At 70.9% G+C, this 22,987-nt stretch carries 16 protein-coding genes and 3 pseudogenes; 8 read left to right on the forward strand and 11 right to left on the reverse strand.

The window, feature by feature from the left end; translation table 11 throughout:
• Positions 1 to 144: 144 nt before the first annotated feature.
• The 5 genes and pseudogenes from ACNPQM_RS12955 to ACNPQM_RS12975 all read right to left on the reverse strand — a co-directional run.
• Positions 145 to 1,791 (reverse strand): DEAD/DEAH box helicase, encoded by a 1,647-nt coding sequence (locus ACNPQM_RS12955; protein ID WP_418084095.1) that lies wholly within the window; start codon positions 1,789 to 1,791, stop codon positions 145 to 147.
• Positions 1,792 to 2,008: 217 nt separating this feature from the next.
• Positions 2,009 to 2,212 carry a cold-shock protein gene (locus tag ACNPQM_RS12960; RefSeq protein ID WP_003969786.1) on the reverse strand — a complete coding sequence of 68 codons (204 nt, stop codon included), beginning with the start codon at positions 2,210 to 2,212 and terminating at the stop codon, positions 2,009 to 2,011.
• 249 nt (positions 2,213 to 2,461) lie between these two features.
• A complete protein-coding gene (locus ACNPQM_RS12965; protein WP_418084098.1) occupies positions 2,462 to 3,619 on the reverse strand; it encodes an acetyl-CoA C-acetyltransferase in 1,158 nt (385 codons plus the stop codon).
• A gap of 34 nt (positions 3,620 to 3,653) precedes the next feature.
• Positions 3,654 to 4,265: a TetR/AcrR family transcriptional regulator gene (locus ACNPQM_RS12970; protein WP_418084099.1), complete on the reverse strand. Its 612-nt coding sequence runs from the start codon at positions 4,263 to 4,265 to the stop codon at positions 3,654 to 3,656.
• Between the two features lie 54 nt (positions 4,266 to 4,319).
• Positions 4,320 to 4,511: pseudogene (locus tag ACNPQM_RS12975) on the reverse strand (SDR family oxidoreductase); the annotation flags it as partial.
• A 91-nt stretch (positions 4,512 to 4,602) separates the two neighbouring features.
• On the opposite strand from ACNPQM_RS12975, the pseudogene ACNPQM_RS12980 reads away from it, so the two are divergent.
• A pseudogene (locus ACNPQM_RS12980) lies at positions 4,603 to 4,770 on the forward strand (acyl-CoA dehydrogenase family protein); the annotation flags it as partial.
• 208 nt (positions 4,771 to 4,978) lie between these two features.
• Here ACNPQM_RS12980 and ACNPQM_RS12985 read toward each other — a convergent pair.
• The 3 genes and pseudogenes from ACNPQM_RS12985 to ACNPQM_RS12995 form a co-directional block, all read right to left on the reverse strand.
• Complete coding sequence (locus tag ACNPQM_RS12985) at positions 4,979 to 5,482, reverse strand: pyridoxamine 5'-phosphate oxidase family protein (protein WP_418084101.1); 504 nt, start codon at positions 5,480 to 5,482, stop codon at positions 4,979 to 4,981.
• A gap of 128 nt (positions 5,483 to 5,610) precedes the next feature.
• A pseudogene (locus tag ACNPQM_RS12990) lies at positions 5,611 to 6,171 on the reverse strand (HutD family protein); the annotation flags it as partial.
• Entirely contained in the window at positions 6,168 to 6,887 is a 720-nt protein-coding gene (locus tag ACNPQM_RS12995) for a vWA domain-containing protein (protein WP_418084102.1), read from the reverse strand. The gene ACNPQM_RS12995 and the pseudogene ACNPQM_RS12990, both read right to left, overlap by 4 nt.
• Positions 6,888 to 7,079: 192 nt before the next feature.
• On the opposite strand from ACNPQM_RS12995, the gene ACNPQM_RS13000 reads away from it, so the two are divergent.
• Positions 7,080 to 8,015 carry a rhomboid family intramembrane serine protease gene (locus ACNPQM_RS13000; RefSeq protein WP_358857972.1) on the forward strand — a complete coding sequence of 312 codons (936 nt, stop codon included), beginning with the start codon at positions 7,080 to 7,082 and terminating at the stop codon, positions 8,013 to 8,015.
• 156 nt (positions 8,016 to 8,171) lie between these two features.
• On the opposite strand, the gene ACNPQM_RS13005 is transcribed toward ACNPQM_RS13000, so the two are convergent.
• From ACNPQM_RS13005 to ACNPQM_RS13015, 3 genes are all read right to left on the reverse strand, one after another.
• The gene (locus ACNPQM_RS13005; RefSeq protein WP_418084103.1) at positions 8,172 to 9,632 is read right to left on the reverse strand and encodes a glutamate synthase subunit beta; all 1,461 of its coding nucleotides are present in this window, start codon (positions 9,630 to 9,632) and stop codon (positions 8,172 to 8,174) included.
• Positions 9,625 to 14,211, reverse strand: a complete 4,587-nt coding sequence (gene gltB / locus ACNPQM_RS13010) for a glutamate synthase large subunit (RefSeq protein WP_418084105.1) — start codon at positions 14,209 to 14,211, stop codon at positions 9,625 to 9,627. The genes ACNPQM_RS13005 and gltB overlap by 8 nt, the downstream gene beginning before the upstream one ends.
• A gap of 709 nt (positions 14,212 to 14,920) precedes the next feature.
• Positions 14,921 to 15,655 carry a VIT1/CCC1 transporter family protein gene (locus tag ACNPQM_RS13015; RefSeq protein ID WP_358857975.1) on the reverse strand — a complete coding sequence of 245 codons (735 nt, stop codon included), beginning with the start codon at positions 15,653 to 15,655 and terminating at the stop codon, positions 14,921 to 14,923.
• Between the two features lie 261 nt (positions 15,656 to 15,916).
• Here ACNPQM_RS13015 and ACNPQM_RS13020 point away from each other — a divergent pair, with 261 nt between their 5' ends.
• The 6 genes from ACNPQM_RS13020 to ACNPQM_RS13045 are packed head-to-tail and all read left to right on the forward strand — an operon-like array spanning position 15,917 to position 22,978.
• A complete protein-coding gene (locus ACNPQM_RS13020; RefSeq protein ID WP_418084148.1) occupies positions 15,917 to 17,137 on the forward strand; it encodes an ADP-ribosylglycohydrolase family protein in 1,221 nt (406 codons plus the stop codon).
• A complete protein-coding gene (locus ACNPQM_RS13025) occupies positions 17,134 to 18,399 on the forward strand; it encodes an ADP-ribosylglycohydrolase family protein (RefSeq protein ID WP_418084106.1) in 1,266 nt (421 codons plus the stop codon). Before ACNPQM_RS13020 ends, ACNPQM_RS13025 begins: the two co-directional genes overlap by 4 nt.
• On the forward strand, positions 18,335 to 19,528 hold the full coding sequence (locus tag ACNPQM_RS13030) for an ADP-ribosylglycohydrolase family protein (protein ID WP_418084107.1): 1,194 nt from the start codon (positions 18,335 to 18,337) through the stop codon (positions 19,526 to 19,528). Before ACNPQM_RS13025 ends, ACNPQM_RS13030 begins: the two co-directional genes overlap by 65 nt.
• Complete coding sequence (locus ACNPQM_RS13035) at positions 19,525 to 20,901, forward strand: ADP-ribosylglycohydrolase family protein (protein ID WP_418084108.1); 1,377 nt, start codon at positions 19,525 to 19,527, stop codon at positions 20,899 to 20,901. The genes ACNPQM_RS13030 and ACNPQM_RS13035 overlap by 4 nt, the downstream gene beginning before the upstream one ends.
• Positions 20,898 to 21,782 carry a ribokinase gene (gene rbsK, locus ACNPQM_RS13040; protein WP_418084109.1) on the forward strand — a complete coding sequence of 295 codons (885 nt, stop codon included), beginning with the start codon at positions 20,898 to 20,900 and terminating at the stop codon, positions 21,780 to 21,782. The genes ACNPQM_RS13035 and rbsK overlap by 4 nt, the downstream gene beginning before the upstream one ends.
• The gene (locus tag ACNPQM_RS13045) at positions 21,779 to 22,978 is read left to right on the forward strand and encodes a CaiB/BaiF CoA transferase family protein (RefSeq protein WP_358857980.1); all 1,200 of its coding nucleotides are present in this window, start codon (positions 21,779 to 21,781) and stop codon (positions 22,976 to 22,978) included. Before rbsK ends, ACNPQM_RS13045 begins: the two co-directional genes overlap by 4 nt.
• Positions 22,979 to 22,987: the final 9 nt, after the last annotated feature.

The raw sequence follows: 22,987 nt of genomic DNA on the forward strand, positions 1-22,987 counted from the left end.
CGGCCCCCCCGTCGCCCCCACGGTGCGTAACTAAAAAGCCGGCGGGGCGGTTGCATCCCCCGTGGCCGGCGGCCCCGGCCGGGGGCCGGGGGAAGAGCCCGGGTGGGGGGCCGGGGTCGACCGGTCACCGCACCTCGTACGCTGCTATGCAGCCCTGCGACCTCGCGCGGCCGCGCTGCCGTTGCTTCGCCCGGAGCCTCCCGCGCGCCCCGGAGCCGCGCCCGAACCGTTGCCACGGCCCGCGCCGCCGGCCCGCGCCGCGCCGCCACCCTGCGTGGCCTCGGCCCCGGCTCCGCTTCCGGCGCCGGACCCACCGCGTCGGCCCCGCCCGCGGGTGCCGGAACGGAACGGCGCACCGCCTCCGGTTCCACCGGCCCCGCCCGACCGTGTGCGCGGCTTCGGCTGGGTCGGCTGGGGGACCTCGATGACGACCGCGATGCCGGACGGCTCGCGCGCCCCGGTGATCCGGCTGAGTTCCTCGTCGCTGGACTTGATCCGGGTGGTTCGCGGCGCGATGCCCGCGTCGGCCATCAGCCGGGTCATCTCCCGCTTCTCCTCCGGCAGCACCAGGGTGACGACGCTGCCCGACTCCCCGGCGCGCGCCGTGCGACCGCCGCGGTGGAGGTAGTCCTTGTGGTCCGTCGGCGGGTCCACGTTCACGACCAGGTCGAGGTCGTCGACGTGGATGCCGCGGGCGGCCACGTTCGTCGCGACGAGTGCGGTGACCTGACCGTTCTTGAACTGGTCGAGCGTCCGGTTGCGCTGCGGCTGGGAGCGCCCGCCGTGCAGTGCGGCAGCCCGGACACCACTGGCCAGCAGCCGCTTGGCGAAGCGGTCGGCGGCACGCTTGGTGTCCACGAACATGATCACGCGGCCGTCGCGGGCCGCGATCCTGGTGGCGATCACCTTCTTGTCGGTCTCGTCGGCCACATGCAGCACGTGGTGCTCCATGGTGGTGACGGCGCCCGCGGAGGGGTCGACCGAGTGCACGACCGGGTCGGTCAGGAACATCTTGACGAGCCGGTCGATGTTCTTGTCCAGGGTCGCGGAGAACAGCATCCGCTGACCGTCCGGCTGGACCTGCTTGAGCAGTCCGACGACCTGGGGCATGAAGCCCATGTCGGCCATCTGGTCGGCCTCGTCGAGAACGGTGATGGACACCTGGTCGAGTCGGGCATCGCCGCGCTCGATGAGGTCCTTCAGCCGGCCCGGCGTGGCGACGAGCACCTCGGCGCCGCGGCGCAGCGTGCCGGCCTGCTTGCTGATCGACATGCCGCCGACGACGGTGGCGAGCCGCAGGTTCACGGATGTCGCGTACGGCGTGAGCGCGTCGGTGACCTGCTGGGCGAGTTCACGGGTCGGGACGAGGACGAGTGCCAGCGGGGCGCGCGGCTCGGAGCGGCGTCCGGCCGTGCGGGCGAGCAGCGCGAGGCCGAAGGCCAGGGTCTTGCCGGAGCCGGTGCGGCCGCGGCCGAGGATGTCCCGGCCTGCGAGCGAGTTCGGCAGGGTGGCGCCCTGGATCGGGAACGGATCGGTGACGCCCTGCGCGGCAAGGGTTTTCAGCAGGGCGGCGGGCATGTCCAGCTCGGCGAACGCCTCGACGGCGGGCAGTGCGGGGGTCATGGTTTCGGGCAGGGCGAATTCGCCCTGCGGCGGCGTGGCCCTGCGACGGGGCGACGCCTTGCCGGATCCCTTGCCGGAACCCTTAGCGGTTGCCTGTGCCTGGGCCGTGCCGCGCCCCCTCGACGGGCGGGTGCGGGCGGGTCGGTCCTGGCGTTCGGAGCGGGTCATACGGAATTGCCCTCCTGGGGATTCCTGGGAACTACTGGGGACTGCTGGGGACTTTACGGAGCACGCGTACCGGCTCGTGAATTCTCGGTGAATGTTCGAGAATTCACGTCGTTTGTGCGTACGCGTGGGACTCTCGGCGCACTTCCCCGGGACAGCACAAGCCGGGGCCCGCACCTTCACGGTGCGGGCCCCGGCTGCGAGGTACGCGTCGCGGCAATTAGGCCGGGACGATGTTCTCCGCCTGCGGGCCCTTCTGGCCCTGCGTGACGTCGAAGGAGACCTTCTGGCCCTCCTGGAGCTCACGGAAGCCCGAGGTGGCGATGTTGGAGTAGTGGGCGAAGACGTCGGCGCCGCCGCCGTCCTGCTCGATGAAGCCGAAGCCCTTTTCCGAGTTGAACCACTTCACGGTTCCAGTAGCCATGTCATTCTCCTAAAGAGGTGCAGTGCCGGAAATCCGCACTTTACGAATTCCAAGTCGCCGCATTGAGCCCCATCCGGAGAAAGCCGGAAAACAATAATGCGCCTGAGGAAGCATTCCCGTCAGGCGCACATAAAGTTCATGGGTACCAAAACTGCAACCGGACCACCGTAGCACGTTCTGCCGACCAGCGGTGGATCTTGCCACGCCGCCGGTCGGCGGACTCGAGCGGAGGCCTTGGCGGCAACCGGTTCACAGCCGTTCGATGATCGTCACGTTCGCCTGGCCGCCGCCCTCGCACATGGTCTGCAGGCCGTAGCGGCCGCCCGTGCGTTCCAGTTCGTGCAGCAGCGTCGTCATCAGCCTGGTGCCGGTGGCGCCGAGCGGGTGCCCGAGCGCGATCGCTCCGCCGTTGACGTTGACCCGGTCCGGGTCGGCACCGGTCTCCTTCAGCCAGGCCAGCACGACCGGCGCGAACGCCTCGTTGATCTCGACCAGGTCGATGTCGTCGATGGTCATGCCGGCCTTCTTCAGTGCGTACGCGGTGGCCGGGACGGGCGCCGACAGCATCCGGATCGGGTCCTCGCCGCGCACCGAGATGTGGTGGATGCGGGCGCGCGGGGTGAGGCCGTGTCCGGCGACGGCGCGTTCGGAGGCGATGAGCATCGCGGCGGCCCCGTCGGACACCTGGGAGGAGCAGGCGGCGGTGATCGTGCCGCTGTCCACGACCGGCTTGAGCGCGGCCATCTTCTCCAGGGTGGTGTCGCGGCGTGGCCCCTCGTCGACGGTGACGTCCCCGTACGCGACGGTCTCGCGGGCGAAGCGGCCTTCGTCGATGGCGCGGATCGCCCTCCGGTGGGAGCGGAGCGCGAACTCCTCCATGTCCCGGCGGCTGATGCCCCACCTCTCGGCGATCAGCTGGGCGCCGTGGAACTGGTCGACCGGCTGGTCACCGTACCGGGCGCGCCAGCCCTCGCTGCCCGCGTACGGGCCTTCGGTGAGGCCGAGGGGTTCGGCGGCCCGGCGGGAGGCGAAGGCGATCGGGATCTGCGTCATGTTCTGGGTGCCGCCCGCGACGACCAGGTCCTGGGTGCCGGAGAGGACGCCCTGGGCGGCGAAGTGGACGGCCTGCTGCGAGGAGCCGCACTGCCGGTCGACGGTGACGCCGGGGACCTCCTCGGGCAGTCCCGCCGCCAGCCAGCAGGTCCGGGCGATGTCACCGGCCTGCGGTCCGACGGTGTCGAGGCAGCCGAAGATGACGTCCTCGACGGCCGCCGGATCGATGCCGGTGCGCTCGACGAGGGCCCTCAGCACATGGGCGCCGAGGTCGGCGGGGTGGACGGCCCCGAGGCCTCCCCCGCGCCGGCCGACCGGGGTGCGTACCGCTTCGACGATGTAGGCCTCGGCCATGACTGCCGCTCCTTGAGAGGTCCGTGGGTGTGGGTTACGTACGCAGAGCGATGCCGTCCAGCACCATCGAGAGGTACTGGCGGGCGATTTCCTCGGGGCTGTGCTGTCCGCCCGGCCGGTACCAGGAGGCCGCCACCCAGACGGTGTCGCGGACGAACCGGTAGGTGAGCCGGATGTCGAGGTCGGCGCGGAAGACCTCGGCGGCGACGCCGCGTTCCAGCGTGCCGAGCCATGCCTTCTCGAACTTCTGCTGGGAGTCGGTGAGATAGGCGAAGCGCGGCTGGGTGGCGAGGTGTCTGGACTCCTTCTGGTAAATGGCGACGGCGGCGCGGTGCCGGTCGATCTCCCGGAAGGACTCGGTGACGAGCGCCTCGATGGTCTCGCGGGGGCCGAGTCCGGCGGCGAGCACCGCGTCGTACCCCTCCCAGAGTTCCGTGAGGAAGGTGGAGAGGATCTCGTCGACCATCGATTCCTTGGAATCGAAGTGGTAGTAGAGGCTGCCCGCGAGCATCCCTGCCTCGTCCGCGATCTTGCGGACGGTGGTGGCGTTGTATCCCTGCGCGGCAAAGACCTCGGCGGCGGTGTCGAGGAGTTCGCGGCGCCGCTCGGGCGAGGGGGTCACCTGGGGCTTCTTCTTGGTAGGCACCCGCCCATTCTCCGCCCGTGCGATGCCCCCGCGGACGCGTCGGCGGGGGTCCGGTCAGGCATGCTGGCTGCTGACCGGGACGACTTCGCCCGTCATGTACGAGGAATAGCCGCTGGCCAGGAAGACGATGACATTGGCGACCTCCCAGGGCTCGGCGTACCGGCCGAATGCCTCCTTGCGGGTCAGTTCGTCGAGGAGTTCGACGGAGCTGACCTTCACCAGGTGCGGGTGCATGGCGAGGCTGGGGCCTTCGTGGAGTTGGGGCGTCACGTGGTGCCGGGGCCGGTGGTGGAGACGGCGGCGGCGGCAGTACTGCTGAGCCGGGTGGGGAGGTCCGGCGGGCGAGGCGGCCCATGCGGCGGCGCGGGCGGCGCTGCAGTTGCATGGGGCGGTGGGGTATACGGAGGAACTGGACCTGTCGCTGTGGCTGCGTAAGGCGAGGCCGTTGCGGGACGCCTGGGGAGCGCCGGGGGCGTGCCGGGAGCGGGTGGTGGCGGGCGGCTGAGAGCCCGTCGGGTGACCTTCGATCGGAGAGCGGACGTGGCATGATGCGTGCGATTCCAAGGCGCCGGAAGCGTGTGCCAGGGCGTGGCCGCCCGATCAGAGGTCACCCGACAGGCTCTGAGGGGCCGGGGCGTCCGGCGTTCGTTCCGTCCTCGGCCACCGGGCCGGGGGGAGGCGCCTGCCGGGCCCGGCAGGCACCTGTCCGGGCGTCAGGTGGTCTCACGTGGGCTGCGGTCGTCCGCTCCGCGGTGGATCGTGCGCAGCGGCTCGCCCGGGCGCCAGACCCGGACGACCAGATCCTCGTTCTCCACCCCCGTGCTGACGGCCTCCGTCAGCTCCGTACGGAAGAGATGGAACGGCTCCGGCGGCTTCACCTCCCCGATGAAGCGGGCCAGCACATCGGGGTCGGTCTCCTCCACCGCGTGGCCGCAGACCCGGACGTCGGCGTACTCCATCGCGTCGTCCGGTCCCGGATTCGCGTGCATCGCGAATCGCGGATCGCGCCGCAGGTCCAGCGCCTTGCGCGAGTTCGGCATCATGCCGAGCCACAGCTCACCGAAGCAGAAGTTCACTTCCAGTCCGGTCACACGTGGTGAACCGTCCTTGCGGAGGGTGGCCAGGATGTGGTGCTTGTGCTGCTCGAAGCGGGCCTGAACGGTCTCGGCGAAGCCCGGCTCCGCCACCTGGAACGCTGCCCATGAAGTCGATGTCATGGTTCCATCGAATCCTTGAATCCCGACACCTCCTGTCCGGATTTCCAGGGCGTCACCGATGCGGATGCCGTACCGCCGTGATCGTGGTGTGCGGTACGAGGCCCTTGGCCGTCATCGTGCCAGCCGCCGGCCGGTGACAGGGTGATCACCAGTGCCCACCCCTGGGTGCGGAGCACCAGGGGTGCCGCACCTTCCATCAACACCGCGTCGTAGCAGTCGAGTTCGATGTCCTGGCCGTCGAGCACCGCACCGTCCTCCACGGCGACGGCCAGCACCGTGCCGCCCTCCGGCGCCTGCAGCCGGAGGGTGCCGCGCACGATCGCGACCTCCGCCGCCGTACGTTCTCTGCGGTACATCACATTGAGGTTCACGACGGGGCCGCCGAGAAGCTGCCCGTCCGTCTCCAGGTCCCCGGGGAAGTCGTGGGGCCAGTACTGCTCGTCGACGATGTGGTGCTCGCCGCCCACCATGAGGTCCATCCCGGCGCCCTCGACCACGGTCAGCGTGCGGTCGACCCCGGGAAACGAGGAGAACGGCCCGTCCGCGGTCACATCGGCGAGGCTGACCCGCCAGTCGAAGTCGTCCAGCGGTGCGCCCTCGGGGGAAGCAGCGATCTCCCGGGTGACTCCCCCGCCGTTCTTCCAGGGCGTGGCCGTGCGGTCGGCCGCCCTCAGCACCCGTGGCATCACTTGACGATCCCCTGCGTCCGGGCCGCGGTCAGCCAGCTGGGGAATTCAGCGACGAGCCGGTCGTACAGCTCGGAGTCCGGAACCTGCCGCGGATCGAGTCCGGCGTGGAAGAAGCCGGCGTTGTCGACGGGGCGCTTGGCGGGCACGGCCAGTTCGTCGAGCTTGTGCAGGAAGTTGAACTGCGAGCTCCGCTTGTTGCCGAAGCCGATGAACTGCCAGAACATCGGCAGCTTCGCCGCCTTGCAGAGATAGCGCTCCGCCGCGAGCTTGTTGATCGGGCCGCCGTCGGTCTGGAAGACGACGAGCGCGGGCGCGGTCGAGCCGCTGTCGAGGTAGTGGTCGATGACCGCGTCCATGGCCAGGTGGTAGCTGGTCTTCCCCATGTGTCCGAGTCCGGCGACGATGTGGTCGACGCGCCCGACGTGGTTGTCGAGGGCTATGTCGGTGACGGCGTCGATGTCCGTGGAGAAGAAGACGACGGGGACGCTGCCGTCGTCGTCGAGGTGCGCCGACAGGCCGAGCACCCGGTCGGCGAGGGCCTGGACGCTGCCGTCCTTGTAGTACTCCTTCATGGAGCCGGAGTAGTCGAGCACGAGATAGACGGCCGCGCGCTCGCCACTGAGCCGGTGCTTCTGCAGCGAGACCCCGGCGCTCCGGTAGAAGCTGACGAGCGCAGGCGCGGTCTCCTCGACCTTGCGGAGACTGATGCCGGCCATACGGGGCTCCGTTCCTCAGAAGGGAGTTACGAGGTTACGTCACCGTGGTGGACCGGCTGCGGCATTGTGGACGCCCCGGCCCTTCCCCCCTGGCCCGCACCCGGCCGCGTCCGCGCGGCCCTCGTTCGCTATGTTGAGCGCCGCCGACCCCCACCGGCCGCCCGCCACCGTCCCCCCGTGAAGGAGCCGGCCATGGAGGCCGCTGTCACCACCTGCTACCGCCATCCGTCGTACGAGACGTATGTGCGCTGCACCCGCTGCGACCGCTACATCTGCCCGGACTGCATGCGTGAGGCCGCAGTCGGCCACCACTGCGTGGAGTGCGTGAAGGAGGGGCAGCGGTCGATCCGGCAGGCGCGCACGGTCTTCGGCGGTGCGGTGTCGAGGACGGCGGTGCCCGTGGTGACGTACGTACTGATGGGCCTGAACGCAGTGGCGTATCTGGGCGAGTTGGTTCGCCCCGGGATCGTCGACCGGTTCGGGATGCTCGGCGCGGTTCTGGTCGGGCCCCGCGGCGACCAGTACATGTACGAGAGCGGGGACTTCCACGGGTTCCACGCAATCGGGGTGGTGGACGGCGAGTGGTACCGGCTGCTGACCGGGGCGTTCCTTCACCTTCCGCCGGGCGAGTCGTCCTTCGGTGCCCTGCCGTTCGGGGTGCTGCACATCCTCTTCAACATGTACGGGCTGTGGAATCTGGGCCGGATCGTCGAGGAGCAACTGGGCCGGGGCCGGTATCTCGCGCTGTATCTGCTCTCGGCGCTGGGCGGCTCGGTGCTGGTGTATCTGATCGCACCGGACACCCTGACGGTGGGCGCCTCGGGAGCGGTCTTCGGTCTGGCGGCGGCGTTCTACGTCATCAACCGGCGGCTGGGCCGTGACATGAAGGCGGTCAACCGGTTCATGGCCCAGTTCCTGATCTGGCTGCTGATATCCGCGTGGTTCACCTCGTGGCAGGGGCACCTGGGCGGGCTGCTGACGGGCGGCATCGTCATGGCCGCGCTCGCGTACGCCCCGGCGAAGCGCCGTACCGCCGTGCAGATCGCCGCGTGCGGGGTGGTCTTCGTGGTACTGGTCGCCCTGGTCGTTCTGAAGACCTCGCAGCTGACCGGCGGCGCCGTGGTGTGAGCGTTCCGCCTGTCCGGGCCCTGGCCGGCGCCCCGGGCCCGGACGCGCCACGGCGCCTGCCGAGATCGTCCGGTCGGGGACGGGCAGGCGCCGCGTTCAGTTCCGTACGCCTTTGTACGGGACGTCTGTTGTGGTGATGCGTACTGCTGGTGGTGCTCAGACCATCAGGGAACGGTCTGTCGGGCGGATCGGGGCCGGCAGTGCGCTGGCCCCGGTCAGGAATCGGTCCACGCCACGGGCCGCGGAGCGGCCCTCGGCGATGGCCCACACGATGAGGGACTGGCCGCGCCCCGCGTCACCGGCGACGAACACACCGTCGACATTGGTGGCGTAGTCGCCGTCGCGCGCGACGTTGCCGCGCCCGTCGAGCTCCAGACCGAACTGCTGGACCAGACCGTTGGACTGGTCGGTGCCGGTGAAGCCCATGGCCAGGGTGACCAGTTGCGCGGGGATCCGCCGCTCGGTGCCGGGCTTCTGCTCCAGCTTGCCGTCCTTGAACTCCACCTCGACGAGGTGCAGTGCCTGGACGTTGCCGTCCTCGTCGCCCTCGAAGTGGGTGGTGGAGACGGAGTAGACCCGCTCGCCGCCCTCCTCGTGCGCCGAGGTGACCTTGTACAGCATCGGGAAGGTCGGCCAGGGCTGGTTGGCGTTCCGCTCCTCGCCCGGCTTCGGCATGATCTCCAGCTGCGTGACGGAGGCCGCGCCCTGCCGGTGAGCGGTGCCGACGCAGTCGGCGCCGGTGTCGCCGCCGCCGATCACGACGACGTGCTTGCCCTCGGCGCTGATCGGGGAGACCGTCAGGTCGCCCTCCTGCACCTTGTTGGCGAGCGGCAGGTACTCCATCGCGAAGTGCACGCCGTTCAGCTCACGGCCCGGGACGGGCAGATCACGGGAGACGGTGGCACCGGCGGCGATGACGACCGCGTCGTGGCGGCGCCGGAGCTTGGCGGCGTCGATGTCCTTGCCGATCTCCACCTCCGTACGGAACTTGGTGCCTTCCGCGCGCATCTGCTCGATACGGCGGTTGATGTGCGACTTCTCCATCTTGAACTCGGGGATGCCGTACCGGAGAAGACCTCCGATGCGGTCCGCGCGCTCGTAGACGGCGACCGTGTGGCCGGCCCGGGTCAGCTGCTGGGCGGCGGCGAGACCCGCCGGACCCGAGCCGATGACCGCGACCGTCTTGCCCGAGAGGCGCTCGGGCGGCTGCGGGACGACGTCGCCGCTGCCCCACGCCTTGTCGATGATCGAGACTTCGACGTTCTTGATGGTGACGGCCGGCTGGTTGATGCCCAGCACGCACGCCGACTCACAGGGAGCCGGGCACAGCCGCCCGGTGAACTCCGGGAAGTTGTTCGTGGCGTGCAGGCGCTCGGACGCGGCCCTCCAGTCCTCGCGGTAGGCGTAGTCGTTCCACTCGGGGATGAGGTTCCCCAGCGGGCAGCCGTTGTGGCAGAACGGGATGCCGCAGTCCATGCAGCGGCCGGCCTGCTTGCTGATGATCGGGAGCAGCGAGCCCCGAACGTAGACCTCGTTCCAGTCCTTGACACGCTCGCCCGCGGGGCGGGTCTCGGCGACCTCGCGCCCGGTGGTCAGGAAGCCCTTGGGGTCAGCCATGGGTCGCCGCCTCCATCATCTTCTCGGTGGTCTCCTGCTCGGAGAGACCGGCGAGCTCAGCGGCTTCCTTGGCGGCGAGCACTGCCTTGTAGGTGGACGGGATGATCTTGCTGAAGCGGGAGACACCGCCGTCGGCGCTGTCCCACTCGGCAAGCAGCTTCTCGGCGACCGTGGACCCGGTCTCCTCCCGGTGACGGCGCACGACGTCGTGCAGCCACTGCTTGTCGCCGTCGGAGAGCGCCTCGATCGCGCCGAGGTTACCGACGTTGACGTTGTCGCGGTCCAGGTCGATGACGTACGCGACACCACCCGACATACCGGCGGCGAAGTTGCGTCCGGTCTCGCCGAGGACGACGGCGTGACCGCCGGTCATGTACTCGCAGCCGTGGTCGCCCACGCCTTCGGAGACGACCGTCGCGCCGGAGTTGCGGACGCAGAACCGCTCACCGGTGCGGCCGCGCAGGAACAGCTCGCCGCCGGTCGCGCCGTAGGCGATGGTGTTGCCCGCGATGGTGGAGTACTCGGCGAGGTGCTCGGCGCCGCGGTCCGGGCGGACGATGACTCGGCCGCCGGAGAGGCCCTTGCCCACGTAGTCGTTGGCGTCGCCCTCCAGTCGCAGCGTCACACCGCTCGGCACGAACGCGCCGAAGGACTGGCCGGCGGATCCGGTGAAGGTGATGTCGATGGTGTCCTGCGGCAGACCCGCGCCGCCGAACTTCTTCGTCACCTCGTGGCCGAGCATCGTACCGACGGTCCGGTTGATGTTCCGGATCGCGATCTGGGCCCGGACCGGCTGGGCGGCCTCGGCACTGTCCGCGTGCAGGGCGTCGGCAGCGAGCTTGATCAGCTCGTTGTCGAGGGCCTTGTCGAGACCGTGGTCCTGCTCGATCAGCTGGTGGCGGACCGCACCCTCCGGCAGCTCCGGGACGTAGAACAGGGGCTCCAGGTCGAGGCCCTGCGCCTTCCAGTGCGTGATCGCGCGCTCGGTGTCCAGCAGCTCGGCGTGGCCGACGGCCTCTTCGATCGTGCGGAAGCCGAGCTCGGCGAGGAGCTCACGGACTTCCTGAGCGATGAACTCGAAGAAGTTGACGACGTATTCGGCCTTGCCGGAGAACCGGTCGCGCAGGACCGGGTTCTGGGTGGCGATGCCGACCGGACAGGTGTCGAGGTGGCAGACACGCATCATGACGCAGCCGGAGACGACGAGCGGCGCGGTCGCGAAACCGAACTCCTCGGCGCCCAGCAGCGCGGCGATGATGACGTCGCGGCCGGTCTTCAGCTGGCCGTCGGTCTGCACGACGATGCGGTCGCGCAGGCCGTTGAGCAGCAGGGTCTGCTGCGTCTCGGCGAGGCCGAGCTCCCAGGGGCCGCCCGCGTGCTTCAGCGAGGTGAGCGGGGAGGCGCCTGTTCCACCGTCGTGGCCGGAGATCAGGACGACGTCCGCGTGCGCCTTGGAGACACCCGCGGCGACTGTGCCGACGCCGACCTCGGAGACCAGCTTCACGTGGATGCGGGCCGCCGGGTTGGCGTTCTTGAGGTCGTGGATCAGCTGAGCCAGGTCCTCGATGGAGTAGATGTCGTGGTGCGGTGGCGGGGAGATCAGACCGACACCCGGGGTGGAGTGCCGGGTCCTGGCGACCCACGGGTAGACCTTGTGGCCGGGCAGCTGGCCGCCCTCGCCGGGCTTGGCGCCCTGCGCCATCTTGATCTGGATGTCGTCCGCGTTGACCAGGTACTCGCTGGTCACACCGAAGCGGCCGGAGGCGACCTGCTTGATGGACGAGCGGCGCGCCGGGTCGTACAGCCGGTCGGCGTCCTCGCCGCCCTCACCGGTGTTGGACTTGCCGCCCAGCTGGTTCATGGCGATGGCGAGGGTCTCGTGCGCCTCGCGGGAGATCGAGCCGTAGGACATGGCGCCGGTCGAGAACCGCTTGACGATGTCGGAGACGGACTCGACCTCGTCGATGGAGATCGCCTCGCGGTCCGACTTGCCGTTCTCATGCGTCTTGAGGGCGAACAGGCCGCGGAGCGTCATGAGGCGCTCGGACTGCTCGTTCACCCGGTCCGTGTACTTCTTGAAGATGTCGTACCGCTTGTTGCGCGTGGCGTGCTGCAGGCGGAAGACCGTCTCCGGGTCGAAGAGGTGCGGCTCGCCCTCCCGCCGCCACTGGTACTCGCCGCCGATCTCCAGCGCGCGGTGCGAGGCGGAGATGCCGGAGGCAGGGTACGCCTTGGCGTGCCGGGCGGCGACCTCCTTGGCGACGACGTCGAGTCCGGCGCCGCCGATCTTGGTGGCGGTGCCGTTGAAGTACTTCGCGACGAAGGCCTCGTCCAGGCCGACGGCCTCGAAGACCTGGGCGCCGCGGTAGGAGGCGACGGTGGAGATGCCCATCTTGGACATGACCTTCAGGACGCCCTTGCCGAGCGCGTAGATCAGGTTTCGGATGGCCTTCCCGGGCTCGATGCCCTCGATGAACGTACCGGCCCGGACCAGGTCCTCGACGGACTCCATCGCCAGGTACGGGTTGACCGCGGCGGCGCCGTAACCGATCAGCAGCGCGACGTGGTGGACCTCGCGGACGTCCCCGGCCTCCACCAGCAGACCCACCTGGGTGCGCTGCTTGGTGCGGATGAGGTGGTGGTGGACGGCCGAGGTGAGCAGCAGCGACGGGATCGGCGCGTGCTCGGCGTCGGAGTGCCGGTCGGACAGGACGATCAGGCGGGCGCCGTTCTCTATGGCGGCGTCGACCTCGCTACAGATCTGCTCGATCCGCGCGGCGAGGGCCTCACCGCTGCCGCTGACCCGGTAGAGACCGGAGAGCGTGGCGGCCTTCATGCCCGGCATGTCGCCATCGGCATTGATGTGTATCAGCTTGGCCAGCTCATCGTTGTCGATCACCGGGAACGGCAGCGTGACGCTGCGGCACGACGCGGCGGTCGGCTCCAGCAGATTGCCCTGCGGGCCGAGCGTGGAGCGCAGCGAGGTGACGAGCTCCTCGCGGATGGCGTCCAGCGGCGGGTTGGTGACCTGCGCGAACAGCTGGGTGAAGTAGTCGAAGAGCAGCCTGGGGCGCTCGGACAGGGCAGCGATCGGCGAGTCCGTACCCATGGAGCCGAGCGGCTCGCCGGCGGTGCGGGCCATCGGCGCGAGGATGACGCGGAGCTCTTCCTCGGTGTAGCCGAAGGTCTGCTGGCGGCGGGTGACGGAGGCGTGCGTGTGCACGATGTGCTCGCGCTCGGGGAGATCCTCGAGCTCGATCTCGCCGGTCTCCAGCCACTCCCGGTACGGCTGCTCGGCGGCGAGGCCCGCCTTGATCTCGTCGTCCTCGATGATGCGGCCCTCGGCGGTGTCGACGAGGAACATCTTGCCGGGCTGCAGGCGGCCCTTGCGGACCACCTTCGCGGGGTCGATGTCCAGGACCCCGACCTCGGAGGAGAGGACGACGAGGCCGTCGTCGGTGACCCAGTAACGGCCCGGGCGCAGACCGTTGCGGTCGAGGACCGCGCCGACCTGGGTGCCGTCGGTGAAGGTGACGCAGGCCGGGCCGTCCCAGGGCTCCATCATCGTGGAGTGGTACTGGTAGAAGGCGCGGCGGGCCGGGTCCATGGAGTCATGGTTCTCCCACGCCTCGGGGACCATCATCAGCACCGAGTGCGGCAGCGAGCGGCCGCCGAGGTGGAGCAGCTCCAGGACCTCGTCGAAGGAGGCGGAGTCGGAGGCGTCCGGGGTGCAGACGGGGAAGATCCGGTCGAGCTGCTCGCTGCCGAAGAGGCTCGACGCCAGCTGAGACTCGCGGGCCTTCATCCAGTTGCGGTTGCCCTTGACCGTGTTGATCTCGCCGTTGTGCGCGACGAAACGGTACGGGTGGGCGAGCGGCCAGCTCGGGAAGGTGTTCGTGGAGAAACGCGAGTGGACCAGCGCGACCGCGGTGGCGAAGCGGCGGTCGGAGAGGTCCGGGAAGAACGGCTCCAGCTGCCCGGTGGTGAGCATGCCCTTGTAGACGATCGTGCGGGCGGAGAGTGAGGGGAAGTACACCCCGGCCTCACGCTCGGCGCGCTTGCGCAGCACGAAGGCCTTGCGGTCGAGCGCGATGCCGGCGCTCGTACCGTCGGCAACGAAGAGCTGCCGGAATTCGGGCATGGTGGCGCGGGCGCCATTGCCGAGGAAATCGGGGGTGACCGGGACCTCGCGCCAGCCGAGGACCTTGAGGCCCTCCTCGGCGGCGATCTTCTCAAGCTTCTGGACGGCCTCGGTGGAGTCGTCCGCGGGCAGGAAGGCGATACCGACGGCGTAGGCACCAGCCTCCGGGAGGTCGAAGGGGACCTCTTCGCGGAGGAAGGCGTCGGGCACCTGGAGCAGGATTCCGGCGCCGTCACCCGAGTCGGGCTCGGATCCGGTGGCGCCGCGGTGTTCGAGGTTGCGCAGTACGGTAAGCGCCTGCTCGACCAGCTCATGGCTGGCCACACCGGTCAGAGTGGCCACGAACCCGACGCCACAGGCGTCGTGCTCGTTGCGGGGGTCGTACATCCCCTGCTGGGCGGGGCGACCGTCCATGGGCGACCAGGCGTCGGAACGCATCGGCTCTCCCGTCGTCGTCGTGGCATATGCAGTGCCGAGGGACGACGTTGGCCCTCTGCGAAATTTCATGCAGGTTACATAATGGGGCGCTTCTCAAGAAGCGGAAAGTCCGTTCCAATATGCGGACACCGCTCGCGGAGCGGCGGGGGTTTGGGTCGCAGTCGGAGGATCGGCGCCCGGGGAGACCGCAGAGAGCAGGCGTCGTTGCCTGCGGTGTCTACGCCTCATGCCCGGCGGAAAAGGAATCGAAACCGCCGAGTAACGGCTACTTATACGGAGCCTTGTATAGGCACTCATTTTACGCCTGCGGAGGGGGCCCCGCCCAGAGGCGGCGGCCAAGACGTACGTCACACGGACGGCGCCCGGGTTACGGGCATGATCTCCACGCCCGCCCCGGACCGTCCATGCGCCATGCCGGACGGGCGCCACAACCGGTCCCGTCCGGCTCGCGAGGGCACATAGCGGACAGAACGGCGAACGCAGGCCCGGTCACACTCCCATGCGGAGCGAATGGGACTCCCCTGCTCGAGCGAAGCCGGGAGCTTGGGGGAAGGCCGACGGCAGCGCCGCATAGGTGCGTGCCGAACCCCGCGAGCCCCGCGTGATCCGAACGAGCGACCCCCAGGGCTGTCCCGTAATACCTGCCGGACCGGACAGCCCTCGGACCGACCGGCACATGGGGGCGGCGTCCCCCATGTGCCGGTCGGTCTCAGCTCCCGACGGCCACGCCGAACACCATGCCCAGCCCGTACGTGACCGCCGCAGCCGTACCGCCGAGCACCAGCTGCCGCAGCCCGCTGAACCACCAGCTGCGCGCCGTCACCCTGGCCACCACCGCGCCGCAGCCGAAGAGCCCGATGAGCGCCAGCAGCACCGCGGGCCACAGGGCGTGCGCTCCGAGCAGATACGGCAGTACGGGCAGCAGCGCACCCAGCGCGAACGCGCCGAACGACGACACAGCGGCGACGAGCGGAGACGGCAGATCGCTCGGGTCGATGCCGAGCTCCTCCCGGGCGTGTATTTCCAGGGCCTGCTCAGGATCGCGGGACAGCTGCCGGGCGACCTCGCGGGCGAGTCCGGGCTCGACGCCGCGGGACTCGTACAGCGCGGCGAGCTCTTCCATCTCGTCCACCGGATGCTTGCGCAATTCGCGGCGCTCGACATCGAGTTCGGCCTCGACGAGCTCTCGTTGCGAAGCGACGGAGGTGTACTCGCCTGCCGCCATGGAGAACGCGCCGGCGGCCAGGCCCGCCAGACCGGTGATCACGAGCGTCTGCTGGGACACCGAGCCGCCCGCGACGCCGGTCATCAGCGCCAGGTTGGAGACGAGCCCGTCCATCGCACCGAAGACCGCCGGGCGCAGCCAGCCGCCGTTCACATCACGGTGGGTGTGGTTGTCACGATGCGCCTCGTGCAGGACGGCGTCGGTCTCGATGATGGACACAGCTCTCCCCTTCTCCGGCAGCGGGATTCACTCGCTCCGCCCCCTCAACACCATCGAAAGTACGCACGAAAAGAGCCCCCCGCCAGCAAGCCAGGCCGTACTTACCTGCCCTCTGACCAGGTAAGTACGGCCTGCCTCAGCAGAGGGACCCCGTCATCCGACTGGACCTTTTGTCACGTTTATCGGCCTTTGTCGGGCCTCCGCGTGGCACAGATCGGACAGGTACGAGAACTGGCTCGGTACGAGCGAAGGGTCGACGCGATGGAGTCGATTGCGGGTAATCCGGCAGGGCGGTGGACGGGCCGTACGAGCGCGGGCGGAACGGACGCGGGCAGGGCGGGCGCAGGCGGCGCAGCGGAGGCCGCACGGTACGACGCGGACACACCCGGCACGGGCCGACCGGCCCGTGCGGACGATGCCGAGCGCCTCAGCCGGACCGACCGGGCCCGCGGCGCGCTCCTCGGGCTCGCCGTGGGTGACGCCCTGGGCGCACCGGCGGAGAACCTGCGGCCGTCCGAGATCCGCCGCCGCTGGGGCCGGATCGAGGGCTTCGTCAGCGACGACCCGGCAGGCACCGATGACACGGAGTACGCGATCTTCTCCGGGCTGCTGCTCGCCCGGCACGGTTCGGCGCTGACCGTCACCCATGTCGAGCGGGCCTGGCACCTGTGGATCGCAGACCTGGACGAGGGGCCGTTCCGCGGCGCCGGGTTCAGCGAGCGCGGCACGCTGGAGAACCTGCGCCGGGGTCTCGCCGCCCCGATCTCCGCCCAGCACCGGCACGCCTGGAGCGACGGGCTCGCGATGCGGGCGGCGCCGTTCGGCGTGTTCGCGGCGGGCCGGCCCGCGGAGGCCGCGCGCCTGGTCGCGGTCGACGGCCGGGTCAGCCACGACGGCGAGGGCATCTACGGCGGCCAGGCGGTGGCGGCCGGAGTGGCCGCCGCGATGGTCGGTGCGGGGGTCGCATCCGTGATCGCGGCCGCGCTGTCCGTCGTACCGATGGACTCCTGGACGGCGCGCTCGCTGCGCCGCGCGGTGGCGGCCGCCCAGCGCACGTATCCCGACCGCCTCACCACGGAGCGGGCTGTGCGCTCCGCGGTGGTGGTCGGCGGATATCCATGGACGGATCTGGCTCCGGAGGCGGTCGGCCTGGCGTTCGGCGCGTTCGCGGCGGCGCGCGGCGATTTCCGTACGGCGGTGCTGACCGCCGTCAACATGGGCCGCGACGCGGACACGACGGCGGCCGTGGCGGGAGCGCTGGCCGGGGCACTGCACGGGGTGTCCGCGATCCCGCGGATCTGGGGCGAGGCGATCGGGCCGGTCCGGGGCAGCTGTCTGCCGTCGATGCGGGGCTACCACGTCCTGGACATCGCGGAGCTGCTCACGCCGGACGAGACGGACGAGGCGGACCCGACGGGCGGGTCCGGCAAGGCGGGCAGGGCAGCCGGCGGCGCAGGCGAACCGGCGGCGGTGGTGTCATGACCATTGCACGCGACACCCGCCGCACCGGCGACCCCGCCTCCCTCCCTGCCCAGCCCCTGCCGGGGCGCCGCGCCCGGATCGAGGGGCTGCTCCTCGGGCTCGCCTCGGGGGATGCCGCGGGGTGGCCGGCCGCGCGCCACCGGGCGGCCCGGATGCCGGAGTGGACCCGGCGCCTCACCCGGGAGCTCGACACCTTCGCCGAACAGAACGCCACCACCACCCTGCCCGTGCCGATCGCCCTCAATCAGCCACCCGAGCCGCTGCGGCTCGGGCCGTCGGACGATGCCGAATGGGCCGCGTTCGCCGCCGGGACCGTGCTCGCCTCGGAGGCAGGGTCGCTGCAGCACCTCTCCCCCGAGCGCCGGATGCAGGCCGCCATCGACCTCTCCTGGAACGCACTGGCCGCTGAGGTCGCCGCGGCTGCCGCGCAGGCGCCGGAGGTCGAGTCGGCGGTCCTCCCCCTGCGCGCCCGGATCTCGGTCCGGGCGGGGCTCGGCAATCTCGCCGCAGGGCTGCGGCCGCCCGCCACCGGCCACGACAACCCGCACTATTTCGACGACGCGGCCTGTGTCCGGGCCGCCGTGCTGGCGGTCGTCCACCCCGGCGAGCCCGGACCCGCCGCTGAACTCGCCGAGTTCGATGCTCGATACACCCAGGACGGCGACGGTGTGCACGGCGCCCGTGCGATGGCCGCCGCGATCGCCGAGGCGCTGGGCGGGGCCGATGTCGACACCGTGGTGAACGCCGCACTCGCCCAGCTCCCCGACGGCACCGAGATCGCCCGCAATGCCGCCCACGCCGTCCGGATCGCCCGGGACTTCGTCGGCGAGGCGGCGGGCGCCTTCGCGCTCGTACCGGTGCTGGAGCATCAGATCGTCGATCATGTGTACAGCTACGGGATCGCCGCCGCCGAGACCGTGCCGGTCGCGCTCGCCCTCGCCACCGCCGCCCGGGGCGAGATCGCCCAGGCCATTCCGGCGGCGGCCTGCCTGTCGCGGGTCGCGGACTCGGCGCCCGCCCTGGCCGGTGCGCTGACCGGCGCGCTCGGCGGCATCGCCACCGTCCCGGACGGCTGGCGCGAGGCCTGCCGCACGCTCGCCGGGTGCGCGCTGCCCCGACTCGCGGGCACGGATCTCATCGAACTCGCCGGGCTGCTGACAGACACGGAACCAGCCCCTCCGGGTGGACAATTCGGGCATGACGCCCATGAAGCTCATGACGCCTCCAGGGAACAGACCACCCACCGCCCTCGCCCTCGATGAACGAATCAGCGGCGCCCTCGTCGGCGCCGCCGTCGGCGACGCGCTCGGCGGCCCGGTCGAGGGCCGGTCCGCCGAGCAGATCACCGAACGCCACGGCGGCCGGGTCACCGGTATCGTCGGCCCGTGGGACGGCGACGACTGGCGCACCGCCCGCCCCATCGCCCCGTACTACAAGGGCGACGGGCACGTCACCGACGACACCTTGATGACCCATGCGCTGGTACGGGTGTACGGCGCCGTACGGGACCATCTCGACGCGTACTCCGTGGCCGACCACCTCGTACCGGAACTGATCGCGAACCCCCGCTGGATTCCGGAGCTGCAGGCCGAGGCGCTGCCGCTGCAACGGGTCTTCCTCGCCGAGAAGTGGATCGTCGCCCGGCTCCACTACGGCCATGTCGATCCGCGCGAGGCGGGCTCCGGAAACATCGTGAACTGTGGTGCGGCGATGTACATGGCGCCGGTCGGACTGGTCAACGCCGCGCATCCGCGGGCCGCGTACGCCGAGGCGCTGGACCTCGCGGGCGCCCATCAGTCGTCGTACGGGAGGGAGGCGGCCGGGGTCTTCGCTGCGGCCGTAGCCGCCGCCTGCGCACCGGACGCGACGCCCGCCACCGTCGTCGACACCTGCCTGTCGCTCTCCAAGGACGGAACCCGGGCCGCCATCGAGGCCGTGTGCGAAGTGGCCGTCCAGCACCAGGACTTCGAGACGGCGCTGGCGCCGCTGCGTGCCGCGGTGGCCCCCTTCGACACCGTCGGACCCGACTACCGCGCCCCGTCCCTCGGCGCCCGCCGACCGTCCCGGCTGCACGCCATCGAGGAGTTGCCGATCGCCCTGGGAATGCTGCTCGTCGCGGACGGCGACTACCGGCACGCGGTGCTCGGATCGGTGAACTACGGCCGCGACTGCGACTCGATCGCCACGATGAGCGGCGCGCTCGCGGGCGCGCTGCACGGCGAAGCGGCGATCCCCGCCACCTGGGTGAAAACGGTGGCGGAGGCCAGCCGCCTCGATCTGCACGCGCCGGCGCGGACGCTGACGGACGTCGCCCGCGAGGTGTTCGTACGGGACACCGCCCGGCGGCGTGCGCACGAGGCGGCGTTCGCGGCACTGGCAGGCACGCCATGACCGTGCGGGTCACCTGGGTGCAGCCCGAGGACCTGATCGGGCACGAGCTGCGCCAGGCAGCCGAGGACGGCCGGGACGCGCGGCACATCGAGCGCCGGTGGTACGCGGCGGGTGGCGCACCCGCCCCGGAGCGCGCGGGCGCATCGAAATCCCCCGCGCCACCCGCCCTGCGCGCGCTCGCCGAGCGCCTGCTCGACGAACTCGCCGGGCTCACCTCGCCGCTGCATGTCGACGAGCCGACGGACCTCGCCGCGATCCGGGCGGCCTGCCCGGACTGGCCGGCGCCCCGCACGCCGCCTCCACCGGCCGGTACGGCCCCGCTGGAGGCGGCGTGGCTGGGGCGTGCGGCCGGCTGCCTGCTCGGCAAACCCGTCGAGAAGCTGCCCCTGGTGGGGATCCGTGCGCTGGCCCGGGCCACCGGGAACTGGCCGCTCACCACCTGGTTCACCGCGAAGGGCCTGCCCGCCGCACTGGCAGCCGCCCACCCCTGGAACCGTCGCTCCGCACCCACCTCGCTCGCCGAGAACATCGACGGGATGCCCGAGGACGACGACCTCAACCACCCGCTCCTGACCGTGCTGTTGATCCAGCGGCACGGGCCTTCGTTCGGTACCGCCGATCTCGCCCGGCTCTGGCTCGACGAACTCCCCGCCGGCCGTACGTTCACCGCCGAGCGGGTCGCGTACCGCAATCTCCTCGACGGCATCGAACCGCCGGACACCGCCCGGCACCGCAACCCGTTCCGGGAGTGGATCGGCGCCCGGATCCGCGCCGACGTGCACGGCTGGACCCACCCCGGCGACCCGGCGGCCGCCGCCGAGCAGGCACACCGGGACGCGGTCCTCACACACACCGGCAACGGTGTGTACGGGGCGATGTTCACCGCCGCGACGCTCGCCGAGGCAGCCGGCGGAGACGCGGACGTGCACGGCTGCCTGGCGGCCGGTCTGCGCGTCGTGCCGCCCCGCTCGCGGTTTGCGCACGCGGTCCGCACCGGGATCGACGCGGCCCGCGGTGAGGAGGACTTCGACGAGGTGGTCGACCGGCTGCACGCCGAGTTCGGCGCGTACCACTGGGTCCATGAACTGCCCAACGCCGCACTGCTCGCCGCCGCCCTCACCCACGCCGACGGCGACTTCTCCGGCTCCATCTGCCGCGCGGTGGCGGGTGGTTGGGACACCGACTCGAACGGTGCGACCGCCGGTTCACTGACCGGTCTGCTGGCCGGCCGGCCCGAGGCGCTGCCCGGCCGATGGACCACCCCGCTGGGGAACCGGCTCGCCACGTCCGTCCCCGGATTCGACTCCATCGGCTTCGACGCACTCGCCGAAATGACCCACCGGCTCATCCACGAGGAGGCACGCCGCCCATGACCGGCATCGCGGTGCTCGGCAGCACCAATATGGACCTTGTCGCCTACGTCGCACGGCCTCCGCAGCGCGGAGAGACCGTCACCGGGCGGGAGTTCTGCACCGTCCCCGGCGGCAAGGGCGCGAACCAGGCCGTCGCCGCCGCCCGCGCGGGCGGCGACGTGATGATGATCGGCGCGGTCGGTGACGACGCGTACGGTGCGCGGCTGCGGTCCGGACTGGAGCACGCGGGCGTGGACACCGACCTGCTGCACACCGCGGAGGGCCCCAGCGGCACCGCGCACATCGTCGTCGACGACGCGGGCGGCAACTCGATCGTGGTGATCCCCGGCGCCAACGGCACCGTCACCTCCCTCGGCCCCGGCGAGAAGGCCGCCATCGCGGGTGCCGACCTGCTGCTCCTGCAGCTGGAACTGCCGCTGCCCACCGTGCTGGAAGGGGCGCGGGTCGCCCATGCGCAGGGTGTACGGACGATTCTCACCCCCTCCCCCGTGCAATCGCTGCCGGACGAACTCTTCGACGCCATCGATCTCCTGATTCCCAATGAGCACGAGGCCGCCGCGCTCTCCGGGCGCTCCGAACCCCACGCGGCTGCGGACGTCCTGCTCCGGCAGGTCCCCGAGGTGGTCATCACGCTCGGCGCGAGGGGCTGCCTGTACGCGTCCCGGGGCACCGAAAAGATCCACTTCCCCGCGCCCGAGGTCACCGCCGTGGACACCACCGGCGCCGGGGACACCTTCGTCGGCACGCTCGCCGTGGCGCTCGGCGAGGGGCGTTCCGTACCGGACGCACTGGCCTGGGCGTCGTCGGCCGCCGCACTGTGTGTGCAGAGGCCGGGTGCCTCGACCTCCATGCCGTACCGCAGCGAGATCGACGCCGCATGACCGCGCCCGGGGCAGCACCCCTCACCGGTCTGCGGGTCCTCGAACTCGCCACGCTCTTCGCGGGCCCCCTCGCGGCCACCATGCTCGGCGACTTCGGCGCCGAGGTGATCAAGGTCGAACATCCGCGCAGGCCCGATCCGTCGCGCGGGCACGGCCCCGCGAAGGACGGCATCGGTCTGTGGTGGAAGCTGCTCGGCCGCAACAAACGCAATCTGACCCTCGACCTCTCCGCTCCCGGCGGGCGCGACGTCCTGCTGCAGCTGGCCGCATCCACCGATGTGATCATCGAGAACTTCCGGCCGGGGACGCTGGAACGGTGGGGCATCGGCTGGGAGGAGCTGCACGCCGTCAACCCGCGGCTGGTGCTCACCCGGGTCACCGGCTTCGGCCAGTTCGGCCCGTACGCGCACCGCGCCGGCTTCGGCACCCTCGCCGAGGCCATGAGCGGGTTCGCCGCGATCACCGGGGAGCCGGACGGGCCGCCGACCCTTCCGCCCTTCGGGCTTGCCGACTCGATCGCGGCACTCGCCACCGCGTACGCCGTGATGGCGGCGCTGGCCGGGCGGGACCGCACCGGGAAGGGACAGGTCGTCGACATGGCGATCATCGAGCCGATCCTGACCGTGCTCGGCCCGCAGCCGATCTGGTACGACCAGCTCGGATACGTCCAGGAACGCACCGGCAACCGCTCGCGCAACAACGCCCCGCGCAATACGTACCGCACATCCGACGGTCAGTGGGTCGCCGTGTCCACGTCCGCCCAGTCGATCGCCGAACGGGTGATGCATCTGGTCGGCCGCGCGGAACTGATCGACGAGCCGTGGTTCGCCTCCGGCGCCACCCGCGCCGACCACTCCGACGAACTCGACGAGGCGGTCGGCGCCTGGATCGCCCGGCACACCCGCGACGACGCGATCTCCGCGTTCGAGAAGGCGGAGGCGGCCATCGCGCCGGTCCATGACATCCGGGACGTGATGGATGACCCGCAGTACCGGGCCCTGGACTCCATCACCGAGGTCCCCGACCCGGAGCTGGGCCCGCTGCGTATGCAGAACGTCCTCTTCCGGCTGTCCAGGACCCCCGGGGCGATCCGCTGGGCGGGCCGGCCGCACGGCGCGGACACCGACGAGATCCTCACCGGGCTCGGTCTGACCGATCCGGAAATCGCCGCACTGCGAGCGGGGAGTGTGCTGTGACCGCGACGG

Origin of the sequence: Streptomyces sp. NPDC056231 (assembly GCF_048270745.1) — a bacterium.
Lineage (GTDB): Bacteria > Actinomycetota > Actinomycetes > Streptomycetales > Streptomycetaceae > Streptomyces.

Coding starts and splice junctions, on each gene's coding strand:
- ACNPQM_RS12955 (WP_418084095.1), bottom strand. CDS start 1,791: ATGACCCGCTCCGAACGCCAGGACCGACCCGCCCGCACCCGCCCGTCG.
- ACNPQM_RS12960 (WP_003969786.1), bottom strand. CDS start 2,212: ATGGCTACTGGAACCGTGAAGTGGTTCAACTCGGAAAAGGGCTTCGGC.
- ACNPQM_RS12965 (WP_418084098.1), bottom strand. CDS start 3,619: ATGGCCGAGGCCTACATCGTCGAAGCGGTACGCACCCCGGTCGGCCGG.
- ACNPQM_RS12985 (WP_418084101.1), bottom strand. CDS start 5,482: ATGACATCGACTTCATGGGCAGCGTTCCAGGTGGCGGAGCCGGGCTTC.
- ACNPQM_RS12995 (WP_418084102.1), bottom strand. CDS start 6,887: ATGGCCGGCATCAGTCTCCGCAAGGTCGAGGAGACCGCGCCTGCGCTC.
- ACNPQM_RS13000 (WP_358857972.1), top strand. CDS start 7,080: ATGGAGGCCGCTGTCACCACCTGCTACCGCCATCCGTCGTACGAGACG.
- ACNPQM_RS13005 (WP_418084103.1), bottom strand. CDS start 9,632: ATGGCTGACCCCAAGGGCTTCCTGACCACCGGGCGCGAGGTCGCCGAG.
- gltB (WP_418084105.1), bottom strand. CDS start 14,211: ATGCGTTCCGACGCCTGGTCGCCCATGGACGGTCGCCCCGCCCAGCAG.
- ACNPQM_RS13020 (WP_418084148.1), top strand. CDS start 15,917: ATGGAGTCGATTGCGGGTAATCCGGCAGGGCGGTGGACGGGCCGTACG.
- ACNPQM_RS13025 (WP_418084106.1), top strand. CDS start 17,134: ATGACCATTGCACGCGACACCCGCCGCACCGGCGACCCCGCCTCCCTC.
- ACNPQM_RS13030 (WP_418084107.1), top strand. CDS start 18,335: ATGACGCCCATGAAGCTCATGACGCCTCCAGGGAACAGACCACCCACC.
- ACNPQM_RS13035 (WP_418084108.1), top strand. CDS start 19,525: ATGACCGTGCGGGTCACCTGGGTGCAGCCCGAGGACCTGATCGGGCAC.
- rbsK (WP_418084109.1), top strand. CDS start 20,898: ATGACCGGCATCGCGGTGCTCGGCAGCACCAATATGGACCTTGTCGCC.
- ACNPQM_RS13045 (WP_358857980.1), top strand. CDS start 21,779: ATGACCGCGCCCGGGGCAGCACCCCTCACCGGTCTGCGGGTCCTCGAA.